Origin of the sequence: Pseudomonas sp. B21-040, from assembly GCF_024748695.1 — a bacterium.
Taxonomy (GTDB): Bacteria; Pseudomonadota; Gammaproteobacteria; order Pseudomonadales; family Pseudomonadaceae; genus Aquipseudomonas.
This window is the reverse complement of record NZ_CP087176.1, coordinates 2664797-2690023: the sequence shown is the minus strand read 5'-3', so window position 1 is coordinate 2690023 and position 25227 is coordinate 2664797. Positions and strand designations below refer to the sequence as shown.

25 protein-coding genes and 1 pseudogene are annotated in these 25227 nt (G+C 59.7%); 15 read left to right on the top strand and 11 right to left on the bottom strand.

Going from position 1 to position 25227, the window contains the following annotated elements:
- Positions 1-40 precede the first annotated feature (40 nt).
- A pseudogene (locus tag LOY55_RS12340) lies at positions 41-1361 on the bottom strand (Nramp family divalent metal transporter).
- 57 nt (positions 1362-1418) lie between these two features.
- Complete coding sequence (locus LOY55_RS12335) at positions 1419-1949, bottom strand: chalcone isomerase family protein (RefSeq protein ID WP_223524552.1); 531 nt, start codon at positions 1947-1949, stop codon at positions 1419-1421.
- Positions 1950-2117: 168 nt separating this feature from the next.
- Here LOY55_RS12335 and LOY55_RS12330 point away from each other — a divergent pair, with 168 nt between their 5' ends.
- The 5 genes from LOY55_RS12330 to LOY55_RS12310 all read left to right on the top strand — a co-directional run bounded on the left by LOY55_RS12330 (position 2118) and on the right by LOY55_RS12310 (position 5650).
- Positions 2118-2912, top strand: a complete 795-nt coding sequence (locus LOY55_RS12330; RefSeq protein WP_046027782.1) for a hypothetical protein — start codon at positions 2118-2120, stop codon at positions 2910-2912.
- Between the two features lie 58 nt (positions 2913-2970).
- A complete protein-coding gene (locus tag LOY55_RS12325) occupies positions 2971-3888 on the top strand; it encodes a DMT family transporter (protein WP_223524549.1) in 918 nt (305 codons plus the stop codon).
- An 84-nt stretch (positions 3889-3972) separates the two neighbouring features.
- Entirely contained in the window at positions 3973-4644 is a 672-nt protein-coding gene (locus tag LOY55_RS12320; RefSeq protein WP_109784557.1) for a glutathione S-transferase family protein, read from the top strand.
- A gap of 31 nt (positions 4645-4675) precedes the next feature.
- The gene (locus LOY55_RS12315) at positions 4676-5002 is read left to right on the top strand and encodes a putative quinol monooxygenase (RefSeq protein WP_109784556.1); all 327 of its coding nucleotides are present in this window, start codon (positions 4676-4678) and stop codon (positions 5000-5002) included.
- Between the two features lie 78 nt (positions 5003-5080).
- Positions 5081-5650, top strand: coding sequence for a hypothetical protein (locus LOY55_RS12310; protein WP_109784555.1), 570 nt, complete (start codon positions 5081-5083; stop codon positions 5648-5650).
- 3 nt (positions 5651-5653) lie between these two features.
- Here LOY55_RS12310 and LOY55_RS12305 read toward each other — a convergent pair whose 3' ends face one another.
- From LOY55_RS12305 to LOY55_RS12295, 3 genes are all read right to left on the bottom strand, one after another.
- Complete coding sequence (locus LOY55_RS12305) at positions 5654-6370, bottom strand: alpha/beta hydrolase (RefSeq protein ID WP_223524546.1); 717 nt, start codon at positions 6368-6370, stop codon at positions 5654-5656.
- A gap of 204 nt (positions 6371-6574) precedes the next feature.
- The gene (locus LOY55_RS12300; RefSeq protein WP_223524543.1) at positions 6575-7687 is read right to left on the bottom strand and encodes a succinylglutamate desuccinylase/aspartoacylase family protein; all 1113 of its coding nucleotides are present in this window, start codon (positions 7685-7687) and stop codon (positions 6575-6577) included.
- A 202-nt stretch (positions 7688-7889) separates the two neighbouring features.
- A complete protein-coding gene (locus tag LOY55_RS12295; RefSeq protein WP_223524540.1) occupies positions 7890-8669 on the bottom strand; it encodes an ABC transporter substrate-binding protein in 780 nt (259 codons plus the stop codon).
- Between the two features lie 246 nt (positions 8670-8915).
- On the opposite strand from LOY55_RS12295, the gene LOY55_RS12290 reads away from it, so the two are divergent.
- Entirely contained in the window at positions 8916-9557 is a 642-nt protein-coding gene (locus LOY55_RS12290) for a type 1 glutamine amidotransferase (RefSeq protein WP_223524537.1), read from the top strand.
- Positions 9558-9594: 37 nt separating this feature from the next.
- Here the strand turns inward: LOY55_RS12290 and LOY55_RS12285 are convergent, their stop codons facing one another.
- Positions 9595-10029 (bottom strand): rhodanese-like domain-containing protein, encoded by a 435-nt coding sequence (locus tag LOY55_RS12285; RefSeq protein WP_109784551.1) that lies wholly within the window; start codon positions 10027-10029, stop codon positions 9595-9597.
- Positions 10030-10130: 101 nt separating this feature from the next.
- Between LOY55_RS12285 and ftrA the strand changes: the two genes are divergently transcribed.
- Entirely contained in the window at positions 10131-11105 is a 975-nt protein-coding gene (gene ftrA, locus LOY55_RS12280; RefSeq protein ID WP_223524534.1) for a transcriptional regulator FtrA, read from the top strand.
- Positions 11106-11253: 148 nt separating this feature from the next.
- Here the strand turns inward: ftrA and cobF are convergent, their stop codons facing one another.
- Both cobF and LOY55_RS12270 read right to left on the bottom strand, forming a co-directional pair.
- Entirely contained in the window at positions 11254-12009 is a 756-nt protein-coding gene (gene cobF / locus LOY55_RS12275) for a precorrin-6A synthase (deacetylating) (protein ID WP_109784549.1), read from the bottom strand.
- Positions 12009-12581 carry a histidine phosphatase family protein gene (locus tag LOY55_RS12270; RefSeq protein WP_223524530.1) on the bottom strand — a complete coding sequence of 191 codons (573 nt, stop codon included), beginning with the start codon at positions 12579-12581 and terminating at the stop codon, positions 12009-12011. Before LOY55_RS12270 ends, cobF begins: the two co-directional genes overlap by 1 nt.
- 339 nt (positions 12582-12920) lie before the next feature.
- Here LOY55_RS12270 and LOY55_RS12265 point away from each other — a divergent pair, with 339 nt between their 5' ends.
- The 4 genes from LOY55_RS12265 (at position 12921) to LOY55_RS12250 (ending at position 17198) form a co-directional block, all read left to right on the top strand.
- Entirely contained in the window at positions 12921-13775 is an 855-nt protein-coding gene (locus LOY55_RS12265; RefSeq protein ID WP_046027796.1) for a MurR/RpiR family transcriptional regulator, read from the top strand.
- A gap of 241 nt (positions 13776-14016) precedes the next feature.
- The gene (locus tag LOY55_RS12260) at positions 14017-15033 is read left to right on the top strand and encodes an arginine N-succinyltransferase (protein ID WP_223524528.1); all 1017 of its coding nucleotides are present in this window, start codon (positions 14017-14019) and stop codon (positions 15031-15033) included.
- A 61-nt stretch (positions 15034-15094) separates the two neighbouring features.
- Positions 15095-16129 (top strand): arginine N-succinyltransferase, encoded by a 1035-nt coding sequence (astA, locus tag LOY55_RS12255; RefSeq protein ID WP_223524526.1) that lies wholly within the window; start codon positions 15095-15097, stop codon positions 16127-16129.
- A gap of 199 nt (positions 16130-16328) precedes the next feature.
- On the top strand, positions 16329-17198 hold the full coding sequence (locus LOY55_RS12250; RefSeq protein WP_223524523.1) for an oxaloacetate decarboxylase: 870 nt from the start codon (positions 16329-16331) through the stop codon (positions 17196-17198).
- 140 nt (positions 17199-17338) lie between these two features.
- Here the strand turns inward: LOY55_RS12250 and LOY55_RS12245 are convergent, their stop codons facing one another.
- Positions 17339-17641, bottom strand: coding sequence for a hypothetical protein (locus LOY55_RS12245; protein WP_223524521.1), 303 nt, complete (start codon positions 17639-17641; stop codon positions 17339-17341).
- Positions 17642-18008: 367 nt separating this feature from the next.
- Positions 18009-19079: a diguanylate cyclase gene (locus tag LOY55_RS12240; RefSeq protein ID WP_223524519.1), complete on the bottom strand. Its 1071-nt coding sequence runs from the start codon at positions 19077-19079 to the stop codon at positions 18009-18011.
- Between the two features lie 193 nt (positions 19080-19272).
- On the opposite strand from LOY55_RS12240, the gene LOY55_RS12235 reads away from it, so the two are divergent.
- From LOY55_RS12235 to LOY55_RS12225, 3 genes are all read left to right on the top strand, one after another.
- Entirely contained in the window at positions 19273-20727 is a 1455-nt protein-coding gene (locus tag LOY55_RS12235) for an NAD(P)/FAD-dependent oxidoreductase (protein WP_109784542.1), read from the top strand.
- Positions 20728-20749: 22 nt separating this feature from the next.
- Entirely contained in the window at positions 20750-21697 is a 948-nt protein-coding gene (locus LOY55_RS12230) for an alpha/beta fold hydrolase (protein WP_223524517.1), read from the top strand.
- A gap of 281 nt (positions 21698-21978) precedes the next feature.
- A complete protein-coding gene (locus tag LOY55_RS12225) occupies positions 21979-23364 on the top strand; it encodes a VOC family protein (protein WP_109784541.1) in 1386 nt (461 codons plus the stop codon).
- A 142-nt stretch (positions 23365-23506) separates the two neighbouring features.
- Here the strand turns inward: LOY55_RS12225 and LOY55_RS12220 are convergent, their stop codons facing one another.
- Entirely contained in the window at positions 23507-24184 is a 678-nt protein-coding gene (locus LOY55_RS12220) for a type 1 glutamine amidotransferase domain-containing protein (protein ID WP_046027811.1), read from the bottom strand.
- Positions 24185-24598: 414 nt separating this feature from the next.
- On the opposite strand from LOY55_RS12220, the gene LOY55_RS12215 reads away from it, so the two are divergent.
- Positions 24599-25114, top strand: coding sequence for an Hcp family type VI secretion system effector (locus tag LOY55_RS12215; RefSeq protein WP_007948242.1), 516 nt, complete (start codon positions 24599-24601; stop codon positions 25112-25114).
- The last annotated feature ends 113 nt before the right edge of the window (positions 25115-25227 follow it).

Sequence of the window (25227 nt, the reverse complement as noted above, 5' to 3'; positions counted from 1 at the left end):
CGTAGAGGTATTCCCACGCAGAGCGTGGGAACGATCAGCGTCAGGCCAGAAACTGGAAGATCAACCAGCTATTCGCCCCACTGATCACCGCAAACAGCCCCCACACCAACACCCGCGTCGGCCACCGATTCACAAACGGCCCCATCAATTTGTGATCACTGGTCATGCGAATCAGCGGGTACAACGCAAATGGCAATTGCAAACTCAACACCACCTGGCTCAACACCAGCAGCTTGCCGATCGCATCATCCCCCATCAGCCAGACCCCGATGAACGCCGGGATCAACGCCAGCCCACGGGTGATCAAGCGTCGTTGCCAGCACGGAATCCGCAGGTTCAGAAAGCCTTCCATGATCACCTGCCCGGCGATGGTCCCGGTAAAGGTCGAACTCTGCCCCGATGCCAGCAACGCCACGCCGAACAGTACACTGGCCATCGCCCCGCCGACCAACGGGTCCAGCAGGTGATAGGCATCCTGAATGTCCACGACATCGGTATGCCCGGTCTTGTGGAATGCGGCCGCCGCGAGAATCAGGATCGCCGCGTTGACCAGCAACGCCAACGCCAGCGAGCCGATGGTGTCGATGCGCGCCAGTTTCACCGCATCCTGCTTGCTGGCCAGGTCCTTGCCAATCAACCGGGTTTGTACGATGGATGTGTGCAAATACAGGTTATGCGGCATCACCGTGGCCCCGAGAATACCGATCGCCAAATACAGCGGCGCGGCCTCGCTGATGGCGGACAGTGACGGTGTGAACCCTCGGGCGACTTCCGGCCAGTAGGGTTTGATCAGCAACAGTTCGACAAAAAAAACACACGCCGATGGTGCTCACCAGCACCAGCATGATCGCTTCCAGTCGACGGAAACCACGGTTTTGCAGGGCCAGCACCAGCAGCGTGTCGAACGCGGTCAGTGCGATGCCAAACGTCAGCGAACACCCCAGCAACAGATGGAACGCCAGCGCGCAGCCGAGCACTTCAGCGAGGTCGGTGGCGATGATAGAGATTTCCGCCAACACCCATTGAGTTCGCGCAGTACGGGTGCTGTAGCGCTCACGGGACAACTGCGCCAGGTCGCGCCCGGTGGCAATGCCCAGCCGCGAACACAAACACTGCACCGCCATCCCGGCCAGGCTCGCCAGCAGCACCACAAACAACAGGCTGTAACCAAACCGCGAACCGGCTTCGATGGCGGTCGCCCAATTGCCGGGGTCCATGTAACCGATGGACACCAGCAAGCCTGGGCCGGCAAAGCGCAACACACGTTTGAAGAATGACGCACGAGGGTCGACCGGGACGGAGCCCGCCACCTCTGGCGGGCAAAACGGCGCAGTAGCGGTTTTCGGCAAACTGAATTTCACACGATGATCCATCAACAGGTGGTAAGGCGCGGGGTCGCGCGCAGATCATCGCAAACTTTACGGGACAACGCCCAGCAACTGCTGGCGCAACTCGGGATTGCTCGTGTGCGGGTCGAACCAGATCGCGAAAAACGCCCGGGCGAATTGCGGGTCGTTCACTTCACGCAACAATTGCTGACCGACAAAAAAACGCGCGCCCTGCCCTGGCAGATAGACGCCGGTCAATCGCGTGCCGGGCTGCACATCGATGAACGACTGCTGCATCAGTGCCTGCCACGCCGCCAACTGCTCGGCACTGACCGTATCGCCGCAGACTCGCTTGATTTCCTTGACGGTCGCTTGCACCAACTGCTCGCGGGAGATCGAGCGCTGGTAAATCAGCTCAAGGGCAAACGGCTTATCACTGGAGAACGGTCGCTCCACGCTCCAGAGCCGCGCACTGTAGACGTCAAAACCGTACTTGCGAAACTCGCCGCTGCCAATGAGCTGCGCACCGGGTAACGCCTCCTGCCAATTAGCCAGCGCCTGGCAACCGAGCAGTGCCAGCAGCCAAAGACCATGGCGCAGTGATGATTGTTGGCGGTTCATGCTGAGCTCGCCCCCCTCGAGGAATGCCTTGATAAAACGTATGTGTAAAAGCGGGTTTCGTACAATTTTCGGTGCTCTTATTTTTGTATACAAAATCACCCTATCCGTAGCGCAATCTACTGCATGCAATGTTACCGTTGCCACCTCACCCTGATCGGAGATGTGCGCGTGTTGATCCTCAAACTGCTGGTGATCCCGGGATTTCTGCTGCTGATTTCACTGGCCGGTAAACGCTGGGGGCCAAGCGTGGCCGGTTGGCTGTCGGGATTGCCGGTGGTGGTCGGGCCCATTCTGCTGTTCCTCGCCCTCGAACAAGGTGAAGCGTTCGCCGCGCAATCGGCCACGGCGGCGTTGTCGGCGATGTTCGCGATGATTGCCTTCTGCGTGACCTATGCCCAGGTCGCCCAACGGACCGGATGGCCGTTGGCGTTGACGGTTTCACTGTCAGTCTGGATGGGGGTGGCGATGGTACTGGCGCTGATCCCTGCGTCCCTGCTGTTCTCCGTGTGCGCCGCCGCGACCGCGCTGCTCGCCGCACCGTACCTGTTCCCGACCGTGAAGCCCTTGACCAGCGGCCCGGCACCCAAGTCCGACAAACTGATCCTGCGGATGATTGCCGGCGCCCTGCTCACCTTGATCGTCACCTTCCTGGCCAGCACCGTCGGTGACCGCTGGAGCGGCCTGCTCGCGGTTTTCCCGGTATTGGGCAGCGTGATGGCGGTGTTTTCCCAGCAAACCCGAGGCCCGGCGTTCACAGCGGCGTTGCTGCGAGCGACGGCCACGGGCATGTATTCGTTCGCGGCGTTTTGCCTGGTGTTGTCGTTGGCGTTGCCGCACATGGGGCTCAACGCTTTTGTGCTGGGCGTTGCCGTGTCGGTCGCCATGCTGGCCGTGACCAAACGCTTGCTGGCGCGGCCGGTCGGCGCGACGTCGGGCGCTGGACGAACAGCGATCAAGGACTAAGCTCCAACGAGTCATCGGGCAAGGATGTTGCCCGCCCCTATGCGCTGAAGGAACAGACATGACTCAGTCTCGCGTGCGCAATGCCGGACCGGCGACGGCCGTCGGCGTGATTGCGATCTTCCTCTGGTCTTGTCTTGCGCTGCTGACCACCCTGACCGAAGGCATTCCACCCTTTGAACTGCTGACCCTGAGTTTCGGCGTCGCGTTTGCCGCGAGCCTGATCATTCTGGGGCGCCGCGGGGTGGCCGGTTTCAATAGCTGGCGCCAACCCTGGGCGGTATGGGCCTCTGGCTTCGTCGGGATTTTCGTTTATCACGCGCTGTATTTTTTTGCGCTCAAGGTCGCACCGGCGGCCGAAGCCAGCCTGATCAACTACCTGTGGCCGCTGTTGCTGGTGCTGCTGTCGGCGTTCGCCGCCGGAGAAAAGCTGCACAAGCGCCAAGTGCTCGGCGCCTTGCTGGGCCTGGCGGGCACGGCGTTCATCATGCAGCAACGCGCGACGCACACCGCTGGCGCAATGCCCTTGGCCGGGTATCTGGCGGCGTTCGGTTGTGCGTTGATCTGGGCTGGATACTCGGTGTTCAACCGCCGCTTCAGTGAAGTCCCGAGCAGCATTATCGGCGGCATCTGTGGCATGTCCGCGGCTGCGGGGCTGGTTTGTCACCTGGCCTTCGAAACCACCGTGAGGCCCGACTCGGCGCAATGGGTCGCCATTATTGTCCTCGGCCTGGGACCGGCAGGCCTGGCGTTTTTTGCCTGGGACCACGCCACCAAACACGGCCACCTGGCGACGCTGGGGGCCTTGTCCTATCTGGCGCCATTGATGTCGACCCTGCTGCTGATCGTCGTTGGCCATGGTTATGCCGGGCCGACCCTGATCATTCCGGCGCTGCTGATTATTGCCGGGGCGGTGATTGCCACGTGGCAAGCCACCGACAAAAGCCCTGCAACACGTTCGATCACTTCGCACGAGTAGAGCAACAACCTCGCACGTCAATCGAACAGGTTTCCCGCAACATCAACCTCAGTTCACCCCCCATCACTGACTGAGGCCTACACCATGAAATTCTTTTTCCACCCTTCGCCTAACCCGATGAAAGTGGCCCTGCTGCTCGAAGAGTTGCAAACGCCTTATGAATTGATCGGCGTCGACACCTTCAAAGGCGAACAACACCTGCCAGCCTTTTTGGCGATCAACCCGAACGCCAAGGTGCCCGCACTGGTTGACGGCGACGCCACTGTATTCGACTCCCAGGCGATCCTGTTGCACCTGGCGCAAAAATATCAACGCTTCCTGCCGACCACCGCGGCTGGCAATGCCGAACTGCTGTCGTGGCTGATGTTTATCGCCACCGGCCTGTCGCCATTCTCGGGGCAAGCCGTGCACTTCCTGCACCACGCCCCCGAAGACCTGCCTTATGCCAAGAACCGCTACTTGAAAGAAGTCGAGCGTCACTACCGCGTACTCGACCAGCGTCTGGCCGATCATCAATACCTGGCCGGCGACACTTACAGCATCGCCGACATGGCGCTCTGGGGTTGGGCCAATTACGCACCGTACATCCTTGGCGAGAACGGCCTGGCGGCATACCCGAACGTCAAGCGCCTGTTCGATGAAATCAGTGCCCGCCCGGCCGCGCAGCGAGCCCACGGCCTGAAAGAAAAACTGGTATTGAAGGCTGAGTTCGACGAAGAAACCCGTCGCAACCTGTTCCCGCAGAACCAGGCTTAATCCACCAATTACGGCATTCGAGGGTGATGAAATGAGTGATCACGTCGCGTTTATCGTTTACCTGCCGGCCAAACCCGAACGGTTCACCGAAACCAAAGAGCGGCTGTTGGAGGTGGTGCACCAGATGTCCGCCGAGCCAGACTTCGTCAACACCTGGGTCCACCAGTTGCAGGACGAACCAAACACTCTGGTGCTCTACGAAACCTGGAACTGCAGCAAGGAAGACTTCATCGCGCGTCACCTGAGCAAACCGTATCGCGAGGAATACGAAAAGCTATTGCCGGACTTGTTGGCCAAGGAGCGTCGGATCGAGTTTCTGGAAGTGATCCGCAGCTATCCGTCGCGCCGCGAGGTGTAAACCGACACCGCGCTGGAATGCTTTACAACGTCCATGGGATGATCGCCGTCAAAGCGCGATCATCCCTGGAGTTTTTGCATGTCACTGTTGAGTAAAAAAACCGCTGTCCTGTTGCTGACCGCGGTTGCCAGTCTGGGCGCGTTGCATGCACAGGCGGCCAAGGCCCCTGCCAGCAATAACGAGCCGGCTCAGAAAGTCTCGATGCTGGGCGGCAAGTTCACCTTCACCCTGCCCAAAGGCTTTACCGCCAACACCCTGCCGTCCAGCCCGACCGGCGCGAGCGGCACCATGTACACCAACGAAACCACCAAAACCGTGGTGATCACCGCTGAAAACAACCTGCCGAAAGACGTCAGCGTCACCGACAACGACGGTGCGTTTCTCGACGGTACGGTCGCCGATTTCGACGCATCACAACGCAACGCCCTGCCGGACTTCAACAAGCTCAGCGAAAAAAGCCTGACGCAAAGAGGTACCGGGCTGGGGCTTCGCCAGGTTGACAGCACGGCCACACAGGGCGGTGGCATGACCCTCAACACCACACTGATGGCCGCGTCCGGCAACCGCATGGCCGTGGTTCAGGTCATTTCCCGTCCGGGCGACATGGCCGCGCATGAGACGTTGATCAAACAGATCGTCAGCAAGTAAGCGTCAAGGGTTGAGGCGCTGCAACCAGGCGTTCAAATCCTCGATCTCGGCCGCACTGATGGTGTGGCCGAGCCCTTCGTAGGCATGAAACTCGGGCTTGAGTGAGAGTTTCTGCAACAGGCTCTCGGCGTCAGTGCCATCCTTGTACGGCAGGATGTCATCCTCAGTGCCATGAGTAATGAAAATGGCCAGTTTCTGGAGTTTTTCATCGGGTTTCAGTTCGGATTCGAGCACCGGCAAAATCCGTCCGCTCAACGCCGCAATCCCGCCGACTGCTTCGGGATGACGCAACCCCACCTCGTAAGACATGATCGCGCCCTGGCTAAAACCCACCAGGTACACCTTCTGCGGTTCGGTGTGATATTTTTTTGCGGCGCGTGCGATGAAATCCAGCAGGATCTGGCGGGCGGTTTTCAAGTCGTCGGTATGGCCGTTATAAGCGCCCTCGCCCTTCTGGCGAAACCACTGGTAACTGCCCTCTTCCAACGTCATTGGCGCACGCACCGACAGGTAAGTGTAGGTGGCAGGCAGATCATCCTTGATGCCGAACAGGTCCTGCTCGTTACTGCCGTAACCGTGGATGAAAATCACCAGTGGCTGATGGCTTGAATCCGCGGTGGTCTGTTCCTGGTAGTTGAGCGGCAGATCGGTTTGCAGCGTGGTTTGTGCATGGACCGTGGCGGATGCCAGCAGCGCCAACAGGGCGAGAAATTTCAACATAAGCCTACCTCCAGAGGGTGCAGGGTTTCCGGGGTAAGCGTAGCACTGCGGCCACCTGATAGATCAGGTGTTGCTGATGGCCCCATCGCGGGCAAGCCCGGCTCCCACAGATGTCTTTGTTGCAACACAAAGGTGTGTACAACACCCATCCTCGGTAGGAGCCGAGCTTGCTCGCGATGAGGCCCTCAAGCACAACGAAAGACCTCAGTCGTTAATCAGTTTCCCAACCCGAATCGGTTCCCGTCCCGCCACTTTCGCCTGCCACGTGCCCGGCTGGGTATAGCGCCCGCGATCAATCGCAAACAACACACCGCTGGTTCCGGCATGCACCGTCGTGACCTTGTCTTGCAGTGGATCAACCACTTCAAACAGGGCATCGCCCTGCGCCACCCACTCACCGGCCTCGCGCAGGAAACTGACCACCCCGTGATGCGGCGCAAACAGGTATTGGGTGCCCTCGAACGGCATGCCTTCACAGCACTCGTCCGGTGCTGCCGGCCATTCGCCTTTGATGAAGCCCTGCTCGGCGAGGAAACCCAAGATGGCCTCGCAATTGGCTTGAGCCTGATCGACGCGGGTGTCGCCCATGCTGCCCAGCTCCAGCGTGGTCGCCAGATTGGCCGGTGGAATCGCCGCCTCAGGAAACGCTCGCGCCAGGCGCAACCACGGCGACGAACACGATTCATCGAACGAGCTGCCGCCGGAATCTTCACACAACAATGCCACGCCGGCCTTCAACCGTGCCGCCAGGGATTGCCACTGCGGCCAGTGCTGCGGCAACGCATAAATATGAATCGCCGCATCGAAATCGCAATGCAGATCGAGGGTGATGTCGGCATCGCACGCATGGCGCAACAGCAAGCGATGCATGGCTTCCAGCTGCGAGGCGGGTGCTGGCAAACCGTCGAGCACCTGGCCCATGGCCTGGCGAATCAGCGCGATGTTGGCTTGCGCATCGTTGCCCAACCGGTCGCCGATCAGCTCAGCCACGGGTGCGCTGAGTTCCACGAACGAACGGTTGAAATTTTTGCCGCTGCCCAGTTCAAAACGGCCCATATGGCTGCCTTGCAGGTGCTGGTCCAGGCCAATCGGATTGGCCACCGGCACCAGTTCGATCACGCCCTGCAACTGCCCCTGGGTTTCGAGTTCAGCCAGGCGCTTTTTCAGCTCCCATGCCGTACGCATGCCTGGCAGTTCATCCGCATGCAGGCTGGCCTGGATGTAGACCTTGCGCGTGCCCGCGCCGTAACGAAACACGCTGAGGGTACGTTCGGTGCCCAGGTGGCTCCAGGGCAGTGAATGTTCGATACGTTGCATGGATAAACTCCTGAAATCTGAACGGTGAGATCCCCTGTGGGAGCGAGCTTGCTCGCGATAGCAGTCTGACAGTCAAGTCATTGTTGCCTGACCCTCCGCTATCGCGAGCAAGCTCGCTCCCACAGGGTTCTCTGCTGCTAAAGAGAATGCACAAAAAAAATGGCAACCGCGTCAACGGTTGCCACTTTTTTAAACGAGATGATTACTCGCCGTAAACGTCAAACTTGAAGTACTTGTCCTGCACTTGCTTGTACTTGCCGTTGGCGCGGATTTCGGTGATAGCGGTGTTGAATTTATCAGCCAGCTCGGTATCGCCCTTGCGCACGGCAATGCCAGCGCCGCCACCGAAGTACTTCGGATCGTTGTACTCAGGACCCACGAACGCGAAACCTTTACCGGCGTCGGTTTTCAGGAAACCGTCGTCCAGGTTGACCGAGTCGGCCAGCAGCGCGTCGATGCGGCCAGAGACCATGTCGAGGTTGGCTTCCTGCTGGGAACCGTAACGCACCAGCTCGATCCCGGCCGGCACCAGCACTTCAGTGGCGAAACGGTCGTGGGTACTGGCGCGCAGCACACCGACTTTCTTGCCTTTGAGATCGGTCAGCGGATCCTTGACGTCGGTGCCAGCCTTCATCACAAAGCGCGCCGGGGTGTGGTAGTACTTGATGGTGAAATCGACGTTCTTTTTACGGTCGTCGGTGATGGTCATGGACGACAGGATGGCGTCGATTTTCTTCACTTTCAGTGCCGGGATCAGGCCGTCGAATTCTTGCTCGACCCACGTACACTTCACTTTCATCTGTTCACACAGTGCATCGCCGATGTCCACGTCGAAACCGGTGAGTTTGCCGTCAGGGGTTTTCATCGAGAATGGCGGGTAACCGGCTTCGATACCGATGCGGATCGGCTTGGCGTCTTCGGCCACAGCGGTCAGGGACAACATCGACAGTGCCAGGGCACCGAACATCACTAGCTTCTTCATTTATAACTCCTGTGTGCGGAGGCTTTTATTGGCAGCTTAAGATTGGCTTTCGGCCGGTGAAAACCGAAGTGGCCGGCAGTCTAGAGTGGCTTCAAATGGGCAAATTGTGTTTAAGCGACAAATACTTATAGAAAAGTGGCTGCTACAACAGAGCGGCTTGATGCGTGCGCCAAGGCGGTGCACAGACTGTAGGACAAGTCCTTTTTTCGGACAAATCTGACAAACAAAACTTACCCGAGAGCCGTGATGCCTACCTTGAATCTGATCCAGCACCACCCCGCCGAAGGCCCTGGTGCCATTGCTGACTGGGCCTCGTCCCGAGGGCTGACGCTGAAGGTGTTTCGTGCCGATCTCGGCCAATTGCCGCCCGTGAGCGCAGCACCGGTGATTGTGTTGGGCGGGCCATATGAATCCAATGCCGGACCGACATGGCTTGAGGCCGAGCGACAGTGGCTGGCGGGCGGTCTGGATAAAGGCGTCGCGGTGTTCGCGATTTGCCTGGGCGCGCAATTGCTGGCGTTGAGCCTGGGCGGAACGGTGCGGCGGATGGCGCGCACGGAAACCGGCTGGACGTCGGTGACATTCATCGATGGGCAAAGGCTGAACGTGCTGGAGTGGCACGAAGACGCGATCGGCCTGCCGCCAAAGGCGCAATTGCTGGCCAGCAGCGATCAATGCGAACAGCAGATGTATCGCGTGGGGCCAACGCGGGTGGGACTGCAGTTCCATCCGGAGTGGAATGCCGAATCGGTGGCGATACTGAATGAACACTTTGCCGAGGAATCACCATTGCCTCGGGCTGAACCGGACAGCGCCGCCTACGCCGCCGTTTATGACTGGCTGCAGGCGACGCTGGATGCGTGGTGGGCGGCTGCGTCCACTCGCTGAACGTCAGGACTGACGGGCTTTTTGTGTTACTTGAACGTCAGCATTCGCAACCAATGGCAGCACTGGCCGGACGCTGTACCGGCGTACTCAATTCAAACCCTTCATCCAGCCACCCGGTCACACCGCCTATCATTTCCTTGACCGGGTAACCCAGCGCCGCGAGCTTCACCGCTGCCTTGTTGGCGCCGTTGCAGTGCGGACCGGCGCAATACACCACGAACAAGCTGCTTTTCGGGTACGCCGCCAACCCTTCAGCATTCAGCAATCGCCCCGGAATATTGATCGCGCCCGGCACATGCCCCCGCTCGAACGCCAGCGGGCCGCGCACGTCGACCAACACGAAATCCACCTCGCCGGCCTGTTGACTGCCGTGGACGTCGGAACAGTCTGTTTCGAATGTCAGACGGTTGCTGAAATGCATCAGGGCGATGGCCGAAGGGGCTGCGGGAATTTCGCGGACCAGGCTGGTCATGGGCAGTACTCCAAAGTCAGGGTGGGTGTGAGAAGACTTTATCCGCCCGATGCTTGGCGCTACAGTGGCGCACAAGACACTCACCGGGAACTTTCCGCCAAATGCAGCCTAACCCTGGATTGGTCGCGATCCTGGCCTACGACGGCCTCTGTACCTTCGAATTCGGCATCGCCGTGGAGATCTTCGGCCTGGCGCGGCCAGAGTTCGACTTTCCTTGGTATGAACACCGGATCGTCGCCGTGGATCAGGGCCCGATGCGCGCCATGGGCGGTATTCAAGTGCTGGCCGATGGCGGCATGGAGCTGCTCGAAGACGCCCGTACCATCATCATTCCCGGCTGGCGCGACCGTCATTCCCCAGTGCCCGAGCACTTGCTCGACGCCCTGCGAAAGGCCCATGCGCGGGGCGCGCGGTTGCTGTCGATCTGTTCCGGCGTATTTGTGCTGGCGGCGACTGGTTTGCTCGATGGCCACGGTGCCACCACTCATTGGCGCTACACCACCGAACTGGCCGAGCGCTTTGCGCATATCCAGGTCAACCCGGACGTGCTCTACGTCGACTCAGGTCAACTGATAACCTCGGCCGGCAGCGCAGCGGGTATCGATGCGTGCCTGCACCTGGTGGCTCGGGATTTCGGTACGCACGTGGCGAATTCGGTGGCGCGACGGCTGGTGATGTCGCCGCAACGCACCGGCGGCCAGGCGCAATTTATTCCGGCACCGGTCAGCCCGACGCCGCGCAGCGATGTGTCACGCGTCATGCAATGGGCGCGCGAGCGCTTGCACGAACCGCTGGAGGTGCGCGAATTGGCCAGCGAGGCGGCCATGAGTGAACGGACGTTCCTGCGTCGGTTCACTGAGGCCACCGGGATGCCGCCCAAAGCGTGGTTACAACATGAGCGACTGGCGCGAGCGCGGGAATTGCTGGAAAGCACCGACCACAACACCGATCAGATTGCCGAGCGGTGTGGGTATCGATCGGTGGAGAGTTTTCGGGTGGCGTTTCGGGGCATTGTGGGTGTACCGCCGTCAGTGTATCGGGAGCGGTTCGGGCGTGGGGGCAGTGCGATCATTTAAGGTGTGTTTGAGGACGCCATCGCGGGCAAGCCCGCTCCCACAGGTTTGCGGGCGTACACAGCATCGGTGGCAGACACCTATCACTGTGGGAGCGGCGGTACGACGATTCGACTTGCCCGCGATGAGGCCATCCCGGACACGAGTTAACTCAAGGCTTACGCAACAGATAGGTATCCATGATCCACCCATTGGCCAATCGAGCTGCCTTGCGCACCCGCTCAATTTCATCACCTACATCCTTGAGTTTGCCGCTGATCAGGATTTCATCCGGCGTGCCTAAATAGGCGCCCCAGTAAATCTCGGTCTCCTGATCCGCCACCTGATGGTAGGCATCCTGCGCGTCCAGCATCACCACCACGCTGTCCGCATCACTCACCTGCCCCGCCGCCAGCCGTCGCCCTGTGGTGATTTCAATCGAGCGGCCAATCTCATTGAGCGGCACTTTATGCTGCGCCGCCAAGGCCTGGACGCTGGTAATACCGGGGATGACCTCGAACTCGAACACACAGCGCCCCGAGGCCAGAATCGCCTGCAAAATCCTGATCGTGCTGTCGTACAACGCCGGATCGCCCCACACCAGGAAACCGGCGCACTGATCATCGCTCAGGTGCTCATTGATCAAGCGCTCGAAGGTCAATTGCTTGGCAAGGTTGAGGTCTTCGACACTGTTCGTGTAGTCCACATCACCGCGCTCGCGCTCGGGGCTGTGGGCTTCGACGAAGCGGTAGTCGCGATCGGTGATGTAGCGCTCGCAGATCTCGCGACGCAGGTCGATCAACGAGTCTTTGCTCTGGCCCTTGTCCATCAGGAAAAACACATCGACACGGTTCAGCGCCTTCACAGCCTGCATCGTGACGTAGTCGGGGTTGCCGGCGCCAATGCCGATGACCAGCAGTTTTTTCATCACGACACTCCTTCGGCGTCGGTGCCGAGCAAGCGCAGACGCCAGCGGCCGGTGAAGCGCAATTCGATGGCTGACAACGGCTCAACGTCGATCTGATTGAAGGCCGCGCCCTGCACCACTTCCATCAACGCCGCCCGTATGACGAAGGGGTGGGTGATGGCAACGATATGCCCCGGTGCGCTTTCAAGCGTTTGAAGCCACTGCGCCACGCGCTGGCGCAACTGCACCACCGACTCACCGCCATGCGGCGCCGATGCCGGATCATCGAGCCAGGCCTGGAGCGCCGACGCTTGTGACGTTTGCAAGGCATCGATGTGTACGCCGTGCCACTGTCCGAAGTCGCATTCGCTCAATGCCGCGACGACTTCAACATCATCGCCGAACAAGGCCGCGGTTTGCCGGGTACGCATCTCCGGACCGCACAGTAAACGGGGCGTCCCTTTGAACTGGCTGCGGCGCGAGCCTTTCGCCAATTGCCAATCCATTTCCAGTGGCTCGTTCGTAGGAAAATACGCCAATTTCTGTGCGACGGTTCGAGCGTGACAAATCAGAGTCAAACGGGTTGCCTGCACGAATTATCCACCTGTCGAAACCATCGAAAACGGCAACGCGCCGCAAAAACTTGCCCAATTGTGCCCCAAGAAGCCCGGTTCAGGGCGTTTCGTTTCACCGGTCACGCACCGCGTGCCGAACGCCAGGGTCGATGAAATTCGGCAATGTCCCACACGGTTATGGGCGATTACCTACAAGCGCTGTCGATTTCCATGTAGCCCCCTTAGCACGCGGGTTTCGCCCCATTTTGGGGCTCGAAAAAACCGCCGAAAAATTCACTAGACTTGTGGAGTCCGCTACATAAATACTGTTTTAGCAATTTATGAAATGAAACCAACACCCATCCAGCAGGAGCCCGGATGCCCTCTCTCAGAGACCAGATCACCGACGCCGGCATGGAGCTGACGCCGTCGGAACGCAAGGTCATACGTGCCTTGCTGGATCAGTACCCGCGTAACGGCCTCGGCCCGATGTCACGTTTGGCCGAACACGCCGGCGTCAGCGATCCCACCATTGTGCGCCTGGTGAAAAAACTCGGGTTCAACGGTTATGCTGATTTCCAGGATGCCCTGCTCAGCGACATGGACCAGCGTTTGCGTTCCCCCAGTGCCCAGTTGCAACGGCGCTCCCATCTGCACAAAGGCGATGCATGGAGCCACTGTCTGGCGAGCAGCCATCGAGCGTTGGTGGATACCCACGCACTGACTCAGCCCGAAGACATCCGGATCCTCGTGGAATGGCTGCTCGACACTCGCCATCAGGTGCACTGCTTTGGCGGGCGCTTCAGCAATTTCCTCGCCCAGTACTTGCTCAACCACCTGCGCCTGCTACGCCCCGGCTGTTTTGCCCTGGAAGACAACGCGCAACTGCCGGACCGAGTGTTCGATGTGCAGCGCCAGGACGTGGTGCTGGTGTTCGATTACCGCCGCTACCAGTCGCGGACCTTGCGGTTGACCAACGCCGTCAAGAGCCGATACGCACGGGTGGTGTTGTTCACTGACATCTACACTTCCCCACTACGCGAGATGGCTGACCTGATTATCAGTGCGCCGGTTGAATCGGTGTCAGCCTTCGACACCATGGTTCCGGCGCTGGCCCAGGTCGAGGCGTTGATTGCCTGCCTGACGTTGCGCAGCCCGGACCTGGCCGATCGCCTGGAAGGCATCGACGCCCTGCGCGGCGAATTCGACACCCACCTGCTGGAGGATAAATAAGGATGTTTACGCTCCCCCATTGCTCACCCCGGGACCTGCCATTCATCGCCCACCACACCGCGTTACTGTGGGCACCGGCGATCATGTACAACACGGTGCTGGCCGACCCGAGCAACGACTGACAAAAAAAAGGGCGGCGTCTGACAACAAATCAGGCGAGCGCTGCTTTCATGCGTGGAAACCGACAGTGATAGTCAGGTTCGGTGCCAATCACCGAACCCTTTGATACAGGAGTGCAGCCATGCTGGTCTTACGCCCAGTCGAGTTAACCGACCTGCCCCAATTGCAGCAACTGGCCCGTGACAGCCTGGTGGGCGTCACGTCTTTGCCCGATGACAGCGAACGCTTGCGCAGCAGAATTCTCGAGTCCTGCGCCTCACTGGACAAAGGCGTTGAGAAACATGGCCCGGAGAACTACTTCTTCGTGCTGGAGGACCTGACGGCCCGGCGCCTGGTGGGTTGCTCGGAAATCCTGGCCACCGCCGGGTTCAACGAGCCCTTCTACAGCCTGCGCAACCGCCACTTCACCAGCGCCTCGCGGGAGTTGAACATCGAGCATGGCGTGCCGGCACTGTCTTTATGCCACGACCTTAATGGTCACACCCTGCTGCGCGGCTTTCACATCGACGACGACCTGGTGCGCACCGAGTTCTCGGAGTTGCTGTCACGGGCACGGCTGCTGTTTATCGCGGCCCATTCGCAGCGATTTGCGGACGTTGTAATCACCGAAATCGTCGGCTACAGCAACGACGAGGGGCAATCGCCGTTCTGGGATGCCGTGGGCAAGCACTTTTTCGACCTGCCTTATACCGAGGCCGAACGCCTGTGCGGGCTGGAAAGCCGGACCTTTCTCGCCGAACTGATGCCGCAGTACCCGATATACGTTCCCATGCTGCCCCAGGCTGCGCAGGACTGCATCGGCCGGATTCACCCCGACGGCCAGGAGGCCTTCGACATTCTTGAACGCGAAGGCTTTGAAACCAACAGCTACATCGACCTGTTCGACGGTGGCCCGACCTTGTATGCACGCACCTCGAACGTACTCACCATCGCCCAAAGCCTGAAGGCAACGGCGCAGGCCGTTTCGTCCATCGATGCACGAGGCAGGTATCTGGTCAGCAATGACGCACTCAAGGGCTATCGCGCGATCGTCGCCGAACTGGATTACCAGGCCGGGCACCCGGTAGGGTTGAGCGCCGACATGTGCAGGGCCCTGAACGTGACCGATGGCAGCCCGATCCGGTTGATCGCCCTGTGAGCATCACTCGGCCCCGTGGCCAACGACAGCGCCCGAACAGGCGCGAAGAAGGAGCTGCATCATGATTGTCCGCCCGGTTCGCGTCACCGACCTGCCCGCCTTGATGGACCTGGTGCAACAGGCCGGCCCCGGGTTCACCACCCTGCCGGCCAACGAGGATCGCTTGGCGCACCGGGTGCGCTGGGCCCAGCGGACATTCGCCGAACAAGTCGAGCGTGCGGATGCCGATTACCTGTTTGTGCTTGAGGATGACGATCAGCAAGTGGTCGGCGTAAGTGCCTTGACCGGCGCCGTGGGCCTGCGTGAACCCTGGTACAACTATCGGGTCGGGTTAACTGTCAGCGCTTCGCCGGACCTGGGCATTCAACGACAGATTCCGACCCTGTTCCTGAACAACGAAATGACTGGCCAATCGGAACTCTGCTCGCTCTTTCTGCGCCACGACCAACGCCATGGCACCCATGGCCGGCTCCTGTCGCTGGCGCGCCTGCTGTTCGTCGCAGAATTCCCCCAGCAGTTCGGCGACAAGCTCATTGCCGAACTGCGTGGCCGCGCCGACGAGCATGGCTGTTCACCATTCTGGGACAGCCTGGGCCGGCATTTCTTCAAGATGGAATTCAGCCACGCCGACCACCTGTCGGGGTTGGGCAGTAAATCGTTCATCGCCGAATTGATGCCGCGCCAACCGCTCTACACCTGCCTCCTGACGGAACAGGCCCAAGCCGTGATCGGCAAGGCACACCCGAACACCGAACCGGCCTTGAAGATCCTCAGCGCCGAGGGTTTTTCCCACAAGGGCTACATCGATATTTTCGACGCAGGTCCGGTGATTGAAGCACCGGTGTCGGAAATCCGCACCGTGCGCGACAGCCAGGCCCTGGTGCTGACCATTGGCACGCCCGACGAACAGGCCCCGGTCTGGCTGATCCACAACCGTCGCCTGGAAAACTGCCGCATCACCGCCGCCAAGGCACGCATGGTGGGCAACAGCCTGATTGTCGACCGACTCACTGCCAAACGGCTGCAACTGCAGCCCGGCAACTCCGTGCGTGCGGTGCCATTGCTCAATCAACAGCAGCAGGCTGTAGCGGCGTAAACACTTGATGGCGAGTGCTGCGCACTCGGACGCAGCCTTCGGCAGCTGCTACAGGGGTTAGCGTTACTGTGAGGATTGCAGACAACAACTTTGTAAATTCGTCATCATCTTCTGTTCGTCCGCGTGATAGCCTTTTGTTCCTTCGGCGTTGACACTTTTGCTCAAGCCCTTCCATTCCAATTGCAGTGGTGGAACTCGTATGTCCAGGCTTTCCCATCAAGATTTGCGCCGTAACTTCCGCGAACTGTTCGCCTCCAACACCTGCTATCACACGGCTTCGGTCTTCGACCCGATGTCGGCCCGCATTGCGGCTGACCTGGGTTTTGAAGTGGGGATTCTGGGTGGCTCGGTCGCATCGTTGCAGGTGCTGGGCGCCCCCGACTTTGCGTTGATTACCCTCAGCGAGTTCGCCGAGCAGGCCACCCGCATTGGCCGCGTGGCGCAATTGCCGGTCATCGCCGACGCCGACCATGGCTACGGCAACGCGCTCAACGTGATGCGCACCATCGTCGAACTCGAACGCGCCGGCGTGGCCGCGCTGACCATCGAAGACACCTTGCTGCCGGCACAATTCGGCCGTAAATCCACCGACCTGATCGGCGTCGCGGAAGGCGTCGGCAAGATCCGTGCAGCGCTGGAAGCCCGCGTCGATTCAGAAATGGCGATCATCGCCCGCACCAACGCCGGCATCCTGCCCGTCCAGGAAATCATCAGCCGCACCCAGCAGTACCAAGCCGCCGGAGCGGACGGGATCTGCATGGTCGGTGTGCAGGACTTCGACCAACTGGAAAAAATCGCCGAGCACCTGAGCGTGCCGCTGATGCTGGTCACCTACGGCAACCCGGCGCTGCGCGATGACAAGCGCCTGGCCGAACTGGGCGTGCGAGTGACGATTGACGGACATGGCGCTTACTTTGCGGCGATCAAGGCGACGTACGACAGCTTGCGCGAACAGCGGCAGATCTTTACCCAAGCGTCGGATTTGAACGCTACGGAGCTGACGCACACCTACACGCAGCCTGAGGAATACATCCGCTGGGCGAAAGAATTCATGAGCGTTAAAGAATAAGGGTTTAACCGGTTTAGCTGTATTGCCTGGGCTGACGCCTTCGCGGGCAAGCCATGCTCCCACAGTTGAAACGCATTCCCCTGTGGGAGCGTGCGGTGCGGCGATCCGACTTGCCCGCGAAGGGGCCGGTTGCAACACCGCTAGATTGCAGCCTTGAACCCCTCCTCCCGCTGCAACGCCCGCGCCCGGATCACGTCCAGAATCGCGCATCCTTCACGCATCAGCAGATGCACCGCCCCGGTCACACGCGTCAGATCACAGTCTGAAATGCCTTTGAGGCCAAGGCTGGACAAGGTGTCCGCCAAATCACGAACCACGGTAAAGCGATGCGCCGCGCAGGCTGCGAGGTCGCTGAGTTCTTTGTGGGTATTGACGAAGAGCACCGGATTTTCGGGGTCGTAGGTGTCGATGGGGAGGTAACGCGGCATTACTTGGTCGTGCATTGTTGTAACTCCTGTAATTGGAGCAACCACCGTTTCGCGGCCAAACGAAGGTGGCAGCCGTACGCGGGTTGGCCGACCGGGTACAGGAACCGGCACACCCGAAGGTGTCCCACGCACAGCCGCCATAACACGATGTTTCAGGCGCTAATCGCCTGAACGGTGTCGGGTAGCTGGACGTTCCTGTATCCGACCGACCAAGGTCGTTCGCGGAGTTTTCCGCGAGCCCGAACTATAGGGGTCGATACCGAAACGCGGCAACAGGGTACGTTGTAGGAAACGTCTTGGAAAGTTGTGCGCCACTGAATGAGCCAGCTCAACCCCCACAAAAACCCTGTGGTGAGGGGGTTTAGGGGTTGCTGCTAAAGAGTCACACCGAATCAAACAACGCCCGATGCAGCTTGCCGTCGGCGCAAATCACCCGATTACGGCCAGTGGTCTTGGCTTCGTACAGCGCCTGATCGGCGTCGTTGAGCCACAACGTGGCATCGGCGTGTGCCGGGTTGAAGGCTGCCAGGCCGATGCTCAGGCTGACTTTCAACGCAGGACTTTGCTCGTAGCCCAATGTGGCAAAGCGATCACGCAAGGCATCCATGGCCGCGGCGGCGCTGTCCAGGGGCAAATCCGGCAGTAGCACGCAGAACTCGTCCCCGCCGTAGCGGCCCGCCACATCGGTAACGCGCAGGTTCTGCTTGAGCATTTTGCTCAGCTGACGCAACACAATGTCCCCGGCGACGTGGCCGTAGGTGTCATTGATGGTCTTGAAATGGTCAATGTCGATCAGCGCAATCGCCCCGCCCTGCTGCTGGCGTTGGCAACGCTGGAATTCAATTTCCAGTTGATCCTTCCAGGCGCCATGGTTCAGCAGGCCGGTCAGGCTGTCGGTGCGGCTCAGGGCCAGCAGTTCGCGCTTTTGCCGGCCCAGGGTGGTGGCCTGGCGAAAGCAGATCCAGCCCAACGCCAAGGGGTACAGGATCAGCAGCGGCATGCAGGCAAACATCTGCAATGGACTGGTTGTCGGGATGAACGCGGGCGTAAACAGCAGCCATCCAATGCCTATCCCGAGAATCTGCGCGACGGTGCCCACCAGCAGAAAACGCAAGCCACCGATGGCGACATTGTTCATCGCCATCATCGACAGCGTTGCAACACTGGGCAGCGGATTGAATTGCATGGCCGCCACCCAGAAACCACCGAGAAAGGCGTCGACCAGGATGTTGCGGTGTTCGGCGTGAAACGGAACCTTGGCCCGCCGCGCCCACTGATAGGCAACGTGCGGCCAGAACACCCCGTTGAACACCATCAAACCCCACACCCACGGCGCCGGGTCGAGGGGATACATCGCCGCGCTCACGCACAACAATCCCAGGGCCAAACCCAGGGTACGCGATGTATAAAGCCTCCTGGCCAATGAAAGTCCTTTTCCTCCCGCTTTTTCCATAAGGGCCTCTGCACCACTGAACGGAACCTGATGACACCGGGGTGACAGGTGCGATTGGAGTCTATCAGGGCAACGTTAAATAGCCATCACCGGCGAGCGGCCTGAATACCGTGGTATTGCCGCGAGGCGAGTCTTCAATGTTTGGCTATACATGAAAGAAGGGTTCAATAAACAACGATAAAAAAGGAGGCCCATGCAGACCTTTCAAGTATTGATCATCGGCAGCGGTTTTGGCGGTCAGTGCGCGGCGATCAATTTGCTCAAGGCCGGCATTGATGATTTTCGCTTGCTGGAACGACGGGATTTTTTCGGCGGCACCTGGTGCCAGAATACCTACCCCGGCGCAGCGGTGGACGTACCTTCGCCGCTGTATTCGCTGTCTTTTGCGCCCTACCGCTGGACGCAAATGTTCGCCGAACAAGCGGAGCTTCACCGCTATACCCAGTACGTGGTGGAACGCTTCGGCCTGCGCGAGCGGGTTGAACTGCAAGCCAATGTCGAACGCATCGAATGGGATGACGCCAGCAAACGCTGGGCCGTGCACACCGCCACCAAAGGCACGTATTACGCACAGTTTCTGATTAACGCGACAGGGCCGTTGAGCCAGCCGGTCATTCCTCACTTCGTCGGTCAGGAACGCTTTCAGGGCAAGACCTTCCACACCAACAACTGGGACCATTCCTACGACTACCGGAAAAAACGCGTGGCCGTCGTCGGCAGTGGTGCCAGCGCTGCCCAGGTCATCCCGGCGATTGCCCCGGACGTCGAGCACCTGCATGTGTTCCAGCGCACACCACACTGGGTACTGCCACGGGCTGACCGTGCGTTTGGCCCTTTCCAGCGTTGGCTGCTGGGCCTGAAGCCGGCCTACAAGCTCCTGCGCTGGATGATCTATTGGCAGTTCGAAACCCGGGTGATCGCCTTCAAGTACTCGAAACCGGCGATCCACATGGTCCAGCAACACGCCCTGCGCTTTCTCAAACGCCAGGTGCCAGACCCCGCATTACGCCAAAAGCTGACACCGGACTTCACCATCGGCTGCAAGCGGGTGCTGGTCTCCAGCACCTACTACCCGGCGCTGAGCCGGCCTAATGTGACGTTGCACAGTCGCGAACAAGGCATCGCCGCCATCGACGAAACCGGCATCGTCACTCAGGACGGCCAGCACATCGACCTCGATCTGATCGTCTGGTCCACCGGTTACGACGCCACCGACGGGGTGATTTCCTACCCGGTCACCGGCAAACACGGCACGCAACTCAAGGACGTCTGGGCGCAGTACCCGCGGGCCTACCTGGGCACCAGCCTGCCGGACTTCCCGAACCTGTTTATCGTCACCGGCCCGAACACCGGCATTGGCCACACCTCGGCGCTGTTCATCATCGAATCGCAGATGAATTACATCCTCGACTGCATCCGCACGTTAAAAGCCCAAGGTTTACGCAGCATTGAAGTACGCCCCGAAGCGGAACGTACCTACACTGAAATGATCCATCGCGAAATGGAGCGCACGGTGTGGAAGTCCGGGGGGTGCCATAGCTGGTACCAAAGCAAGAGCGGTCATGTGATCGCCATGTTTCCGGGGTTTAGTTTCAGCTACCACCGATTGACCCGGGCGCTGAAACCTGCCGACCACATCCTGTCCTGATCACGTTAGAGGAAGTCATCCGATGCTTCTTTTGGTTGTCGTTATTGCAGTTATCGTGGCCTGGAGCTGGTTGAGCTACCCGGCCATCGGTTATTGGCTCTATGACTGGAACATGGCGATTGAAGCCAAGCTGTATCGGCTGCACAAGATCGTCGTACCGATCCACGAGATGACCGTCTCGACCTGGCAAGGCGGCCCGTATGAGGCGTCGAGTAGCGTGCTGATGCTGCACGGCTACAGTGCCGACAAAAACCTCTGGCTGCGATTTGCCCGGCACTTTGTCGGCAATTATCGGGTAATCATTCCGGACATTGCCGGTCATGGCGAAACCGGGTTCAAGGCCGGTGGCGGCTACGACATCCCCTTGCAGGCCAAGCGGATCATCCAGTTGCTCGACGTCTGCGGGGTCGAGAAGGTGCATGTGATTGGCAACTCAATGGGCGGCTACATCGCAGCGTGGCTGGCAGCCACGTACCCGGAGCGGATAGCCTCCGTCGCGCTGATCGATCCGGCCGGGGTCACCGCGCCCGAAGCCAGTGATCTGGAGCGGCACCTGGCCAAGGGGCACAACCCGTTTCTGATTCACTCGCGCGAGGAGTTTCGACGCTTCTACGCCATGACCATGGCCGAACCGCCGTGGGTGCCCGGCGTAGTACTGGACGCCGTGGCCCAGCGCTACGAGCAAAGCCGCGATGAGCTGGAGGAGATTTTCAACGACTTTCGCGCCAGCCCGCCGATGGAGCCGATACTGGCGGACATCAAGTGCCCGGCGCTGTTGTTGTGGGGTCACAAGGACCGTTTGATCGACGTCAGCAGCGTGTCCGTCTGGAGCAAGGCCATCGTCGATCTGCGAGTGCATATCTGGGATCACCTCGGCCACATGCCGATGGTTGAGCAACCGGCGGATACCGCAAGGCTGTACCGGGAGTTCCTGGGATCGCTGCGCACCGAAAGCCGTTCCCACTTATAACCACCACCGAGCCCCGTAGCAGCTGTCGAGCTGCGCGAGGCTGCGTCCGGTGGCGAAGCCGCCGTGAATCAGGCTCTGCGGTTTTTTAGTTAAACCGGGTTTTCAGGGTTTACGACGGCTCCGCCGCCGGAAGCAACCTCGCAGGCTCGGCAGCGGCTACAGGTCCTGTTGTTCAAGCAGTCCTTGGCAGAATGAAGTTCGTAAGATTCTTCGTTTGTCGGCGCCGCTGAAGGCTGCGATCTTTTCGCACATCCTTTACGTCACCGCGCCAGGAATTCTTCATGAGCCAAGCACACTTCGTCAGCCCTGACCTGATCCGTCAACGCTTCTCCAAAGCGATGTCCGACATGTACCGCGAGGAAGTGCCGCTGTACGGCGCGCTGATGGAACTGGTGGAACAGACCAATCAGTACGTGCTGGACAGCGACCCGCAGATCGCCCGCCAGTTGATCAGCACCGGCGAAATCGAGCGCCTGGACCTGGAACGCCACGGTGCAATCCGCGTCGGTACCGCCACCGAACTGACCACCCTCGCCCATTTGTTTAAGGTCATGGGCATGCAACCGGTGGGCTATTACGACCTGACCCCGGCGGGCGTGCCAGTGCATTCCACCGCATTCCGCGCCGTGCACGAAGCAGCGTTGCAAGTCAGTCCGTTCCGCGTGTTCACCTCGTTGCTGCGTCTTGAACTGATCGAAGACCTGGAACTGCGCGCCTTCGCCCAGTCGGTGCTGGACAAGCGCCAGATCTTTACCCCGGCAGCGCTGACCTTGATCGAGCGCGCTGAAACCGCAGGCGGCCTCACCGAGCAAGAAGCCCAGGACTTCGTCGAGCAGGCGCTGGAAACCTTCCGCTGGCATCACAGCGCGACCGTCACCGCCGAGCAGTACCAAAAACTCAGCGCCCAGCACCGCCTGATCGCCGACGTCGTGGCCTTCAAGGGCCCGCACATCAACCACCTGACGCCACGCACGCTGGACATCGACATCGTCCAGGCGCAAATGCCGGTCCACGGCATCACCCCCAAAGCAGTGATCGAAGGCCCGCCTCGCCGCCAGTGCCCGATTCTGTTGCGCCAGACCAGTTTCAAGGCGCTGGACGAACCGGTTGCCTTTACCGATCAAACCGCCACCCAAGGCAGCCACAGCGCCCGCTTCGGTGAAATCGAACAACGGGGTGCCGCGCTGACGCCAAAAGGCCGGGCGCTGTATGACCGGTTGCTCAACGCGGCACGAGATGAATTGAAAGACTTCCCCAATGAGGCCAATGCCGCACGCTACAACGCGCTAATGACGCAGCACTTTGGCGAATTTCCTGACACGTACGAAGGCATGCGCCAACAGGAACTGGCGTACTTTCGCTACTTTGTGACGGAAAAAGGCCAAGCGGCCGAAGAACTGAAATCGTTGTCGCTGGAGGCGTTGCTCAGCGGCGGTTACCTGCGGGCTGAACCTTTGGTCTATGAGGATTTTCTGCCCGTGAGCGCAGCGGGGATTTTCCAGTCGAACCTCGGGGATGCAGCGCAAACCCACTATGGCGTGCATTCGAATCAGCAAGCATTTGAACAAGCGCTGGGGCGAGCGACGATTGATGAGTTGGGGTTGTATGCCGAAACGCAACGGCGTTCGATTGAGGAATGCTATGCGACGCTGGGCCACGCCATCTGACCTGTAGCAGCTGGCGAAGCCTGCGTCCGGCTGCGAAGCAGTCGTAAATCGGCTGGTGCGGTTTTTCAGATAAACCGTGGTTACCGGATTACGACTGCTACGCAGCCGGACGCAGGCTGCGCCAGCTGCTACAGGATCGGGTTTAGCGGAGTTTGGCGAGCAACGCCTCGGCCGCAGCCTCGGACGACGCCGGGTTCTGACCGGTGATCAGCAACCCGTCAGTCAGCACATAGCTTGCCCAATCGTCGCCCTTGGAATAAATCCCGCCCTTCTCCTTGAGCATGTCTTCGACCAGAAACGGCACGACGTTCGTCAGTTGCACCGCCTCTTCCTCCGAGTTGGTGAAGCCCGTGACCCGCTTGCCCTTGACCAGCGGCTGACCGTCCGTGCCTTTGACGTGGCGCAGCACACCCGGTGCATGGCAAACCGCTGCGACCGGTTTATTCGCCTTGTAAAACGCTTCGATCAGCGCAATGGATTGCTTGTCTTCAGCCAAATCCCACAGCGGACCATGGCCGCCCGGATAGAAAACCGCATCGTAATCCTCGGCTCTCACACTGTTGAGCAGCGCGGTAGAGGCCAATGCGGATTTAGCCGCCGCGTCTTTATTGAACCGATCGGTGGCGGCGGTTTGCGCATCCGGCTCATCGCTCTTGGGGTCCAGCGGCGGCTGGCCACCCTTGGGCGAGGCCAGGGTCAACTGAGCACCGGCGTCCTTGAAGGCGAAATACGGTGCGGCGAACTCTTCCAGCCAGAAGCCGGTTTTCTTCCCCGTGTTACCCAATTGATCGTGGGACGTTAAAACCATCAGGATTTTCATGTCGCTCTCACTCCGGTTCAGGGTTGTCAGGATGCTCGATGGCAGTGTTTTTATGGACCCTGCTGCCAGTCGATTCGTTGCACCGGCTATCAGGTGTCGTTGATGGATGGCGCATAGCCCTTATGCGCAAGAAGTTGCGCACTCATCGTTGGAAAAGGCCTTTTTGGGACCCTGATCACCCTGCCGGGCGGGCTCTCCAGCCGAGTGCGCAAGAAGTTGCGCAGTGCTGTGCAAGTTCTTGCGCACATTCCTCAGTGTTCTTCTGTAGAAATCTTTCCGGAACTTGAAAAACAGTCTCAACACACTGTTTTATATAGCTTTTAACGTTTATGGCACGGACCTTGATAACAGTCAGGCACCCACCGGGCGATACCGCCTCCCGGGCACCCTTAATTTTTAGCAAGGAGCACACCCATGGCTACACCAGCGTACATGTCCGTCACTGGCGAAAAACAAGGTCTGATCACCGCCGGCGCATTCACCGCCGATTCGGTTGGCAACACCTACCAGGAAGGCCACGAAGACCAGGTCATGGTTCAGGCTTTCAGCCACGACGTGATCATCCCGCGTGACCCACAGTCCGGCCAACCTACCGGTCAGCGCGTTCACAAGCCAGTCGTGATCACCAAGGTCTACGACAAGTCTTCGCCTCTGCTGCAAGCGGCCCTGACTTCCGGCGAGCGCATGAGCGAAATCGTTATCCAGTGGTACCGCACTTCGGCTCAAGGTACTCAAGAGCACTACTACACCACCAAACTGGAAGACGCGATCATCGTCGCCATCAACAACAAAATGCACAACTGCCAGGACCCGTCGAACTCGCACTTCACGCACCTGGAAGAAGTGCAGTTCACCTACCGCAAAATCACCTGGACCCACGAAGTATCCGGTACTTCGGGTTCCGATGACTGGCGTCTGCCGGTCGCCTAAATCAGGCCGACCGTCTCAAGCATCGGCCAGCTCTGCTGGTCGATGTTGTTTTCGCTCTTCCAGAATTTTCGCGTCGGCTGATGCCTTTTTTGGCCATTGGCGCACGCCGCAGC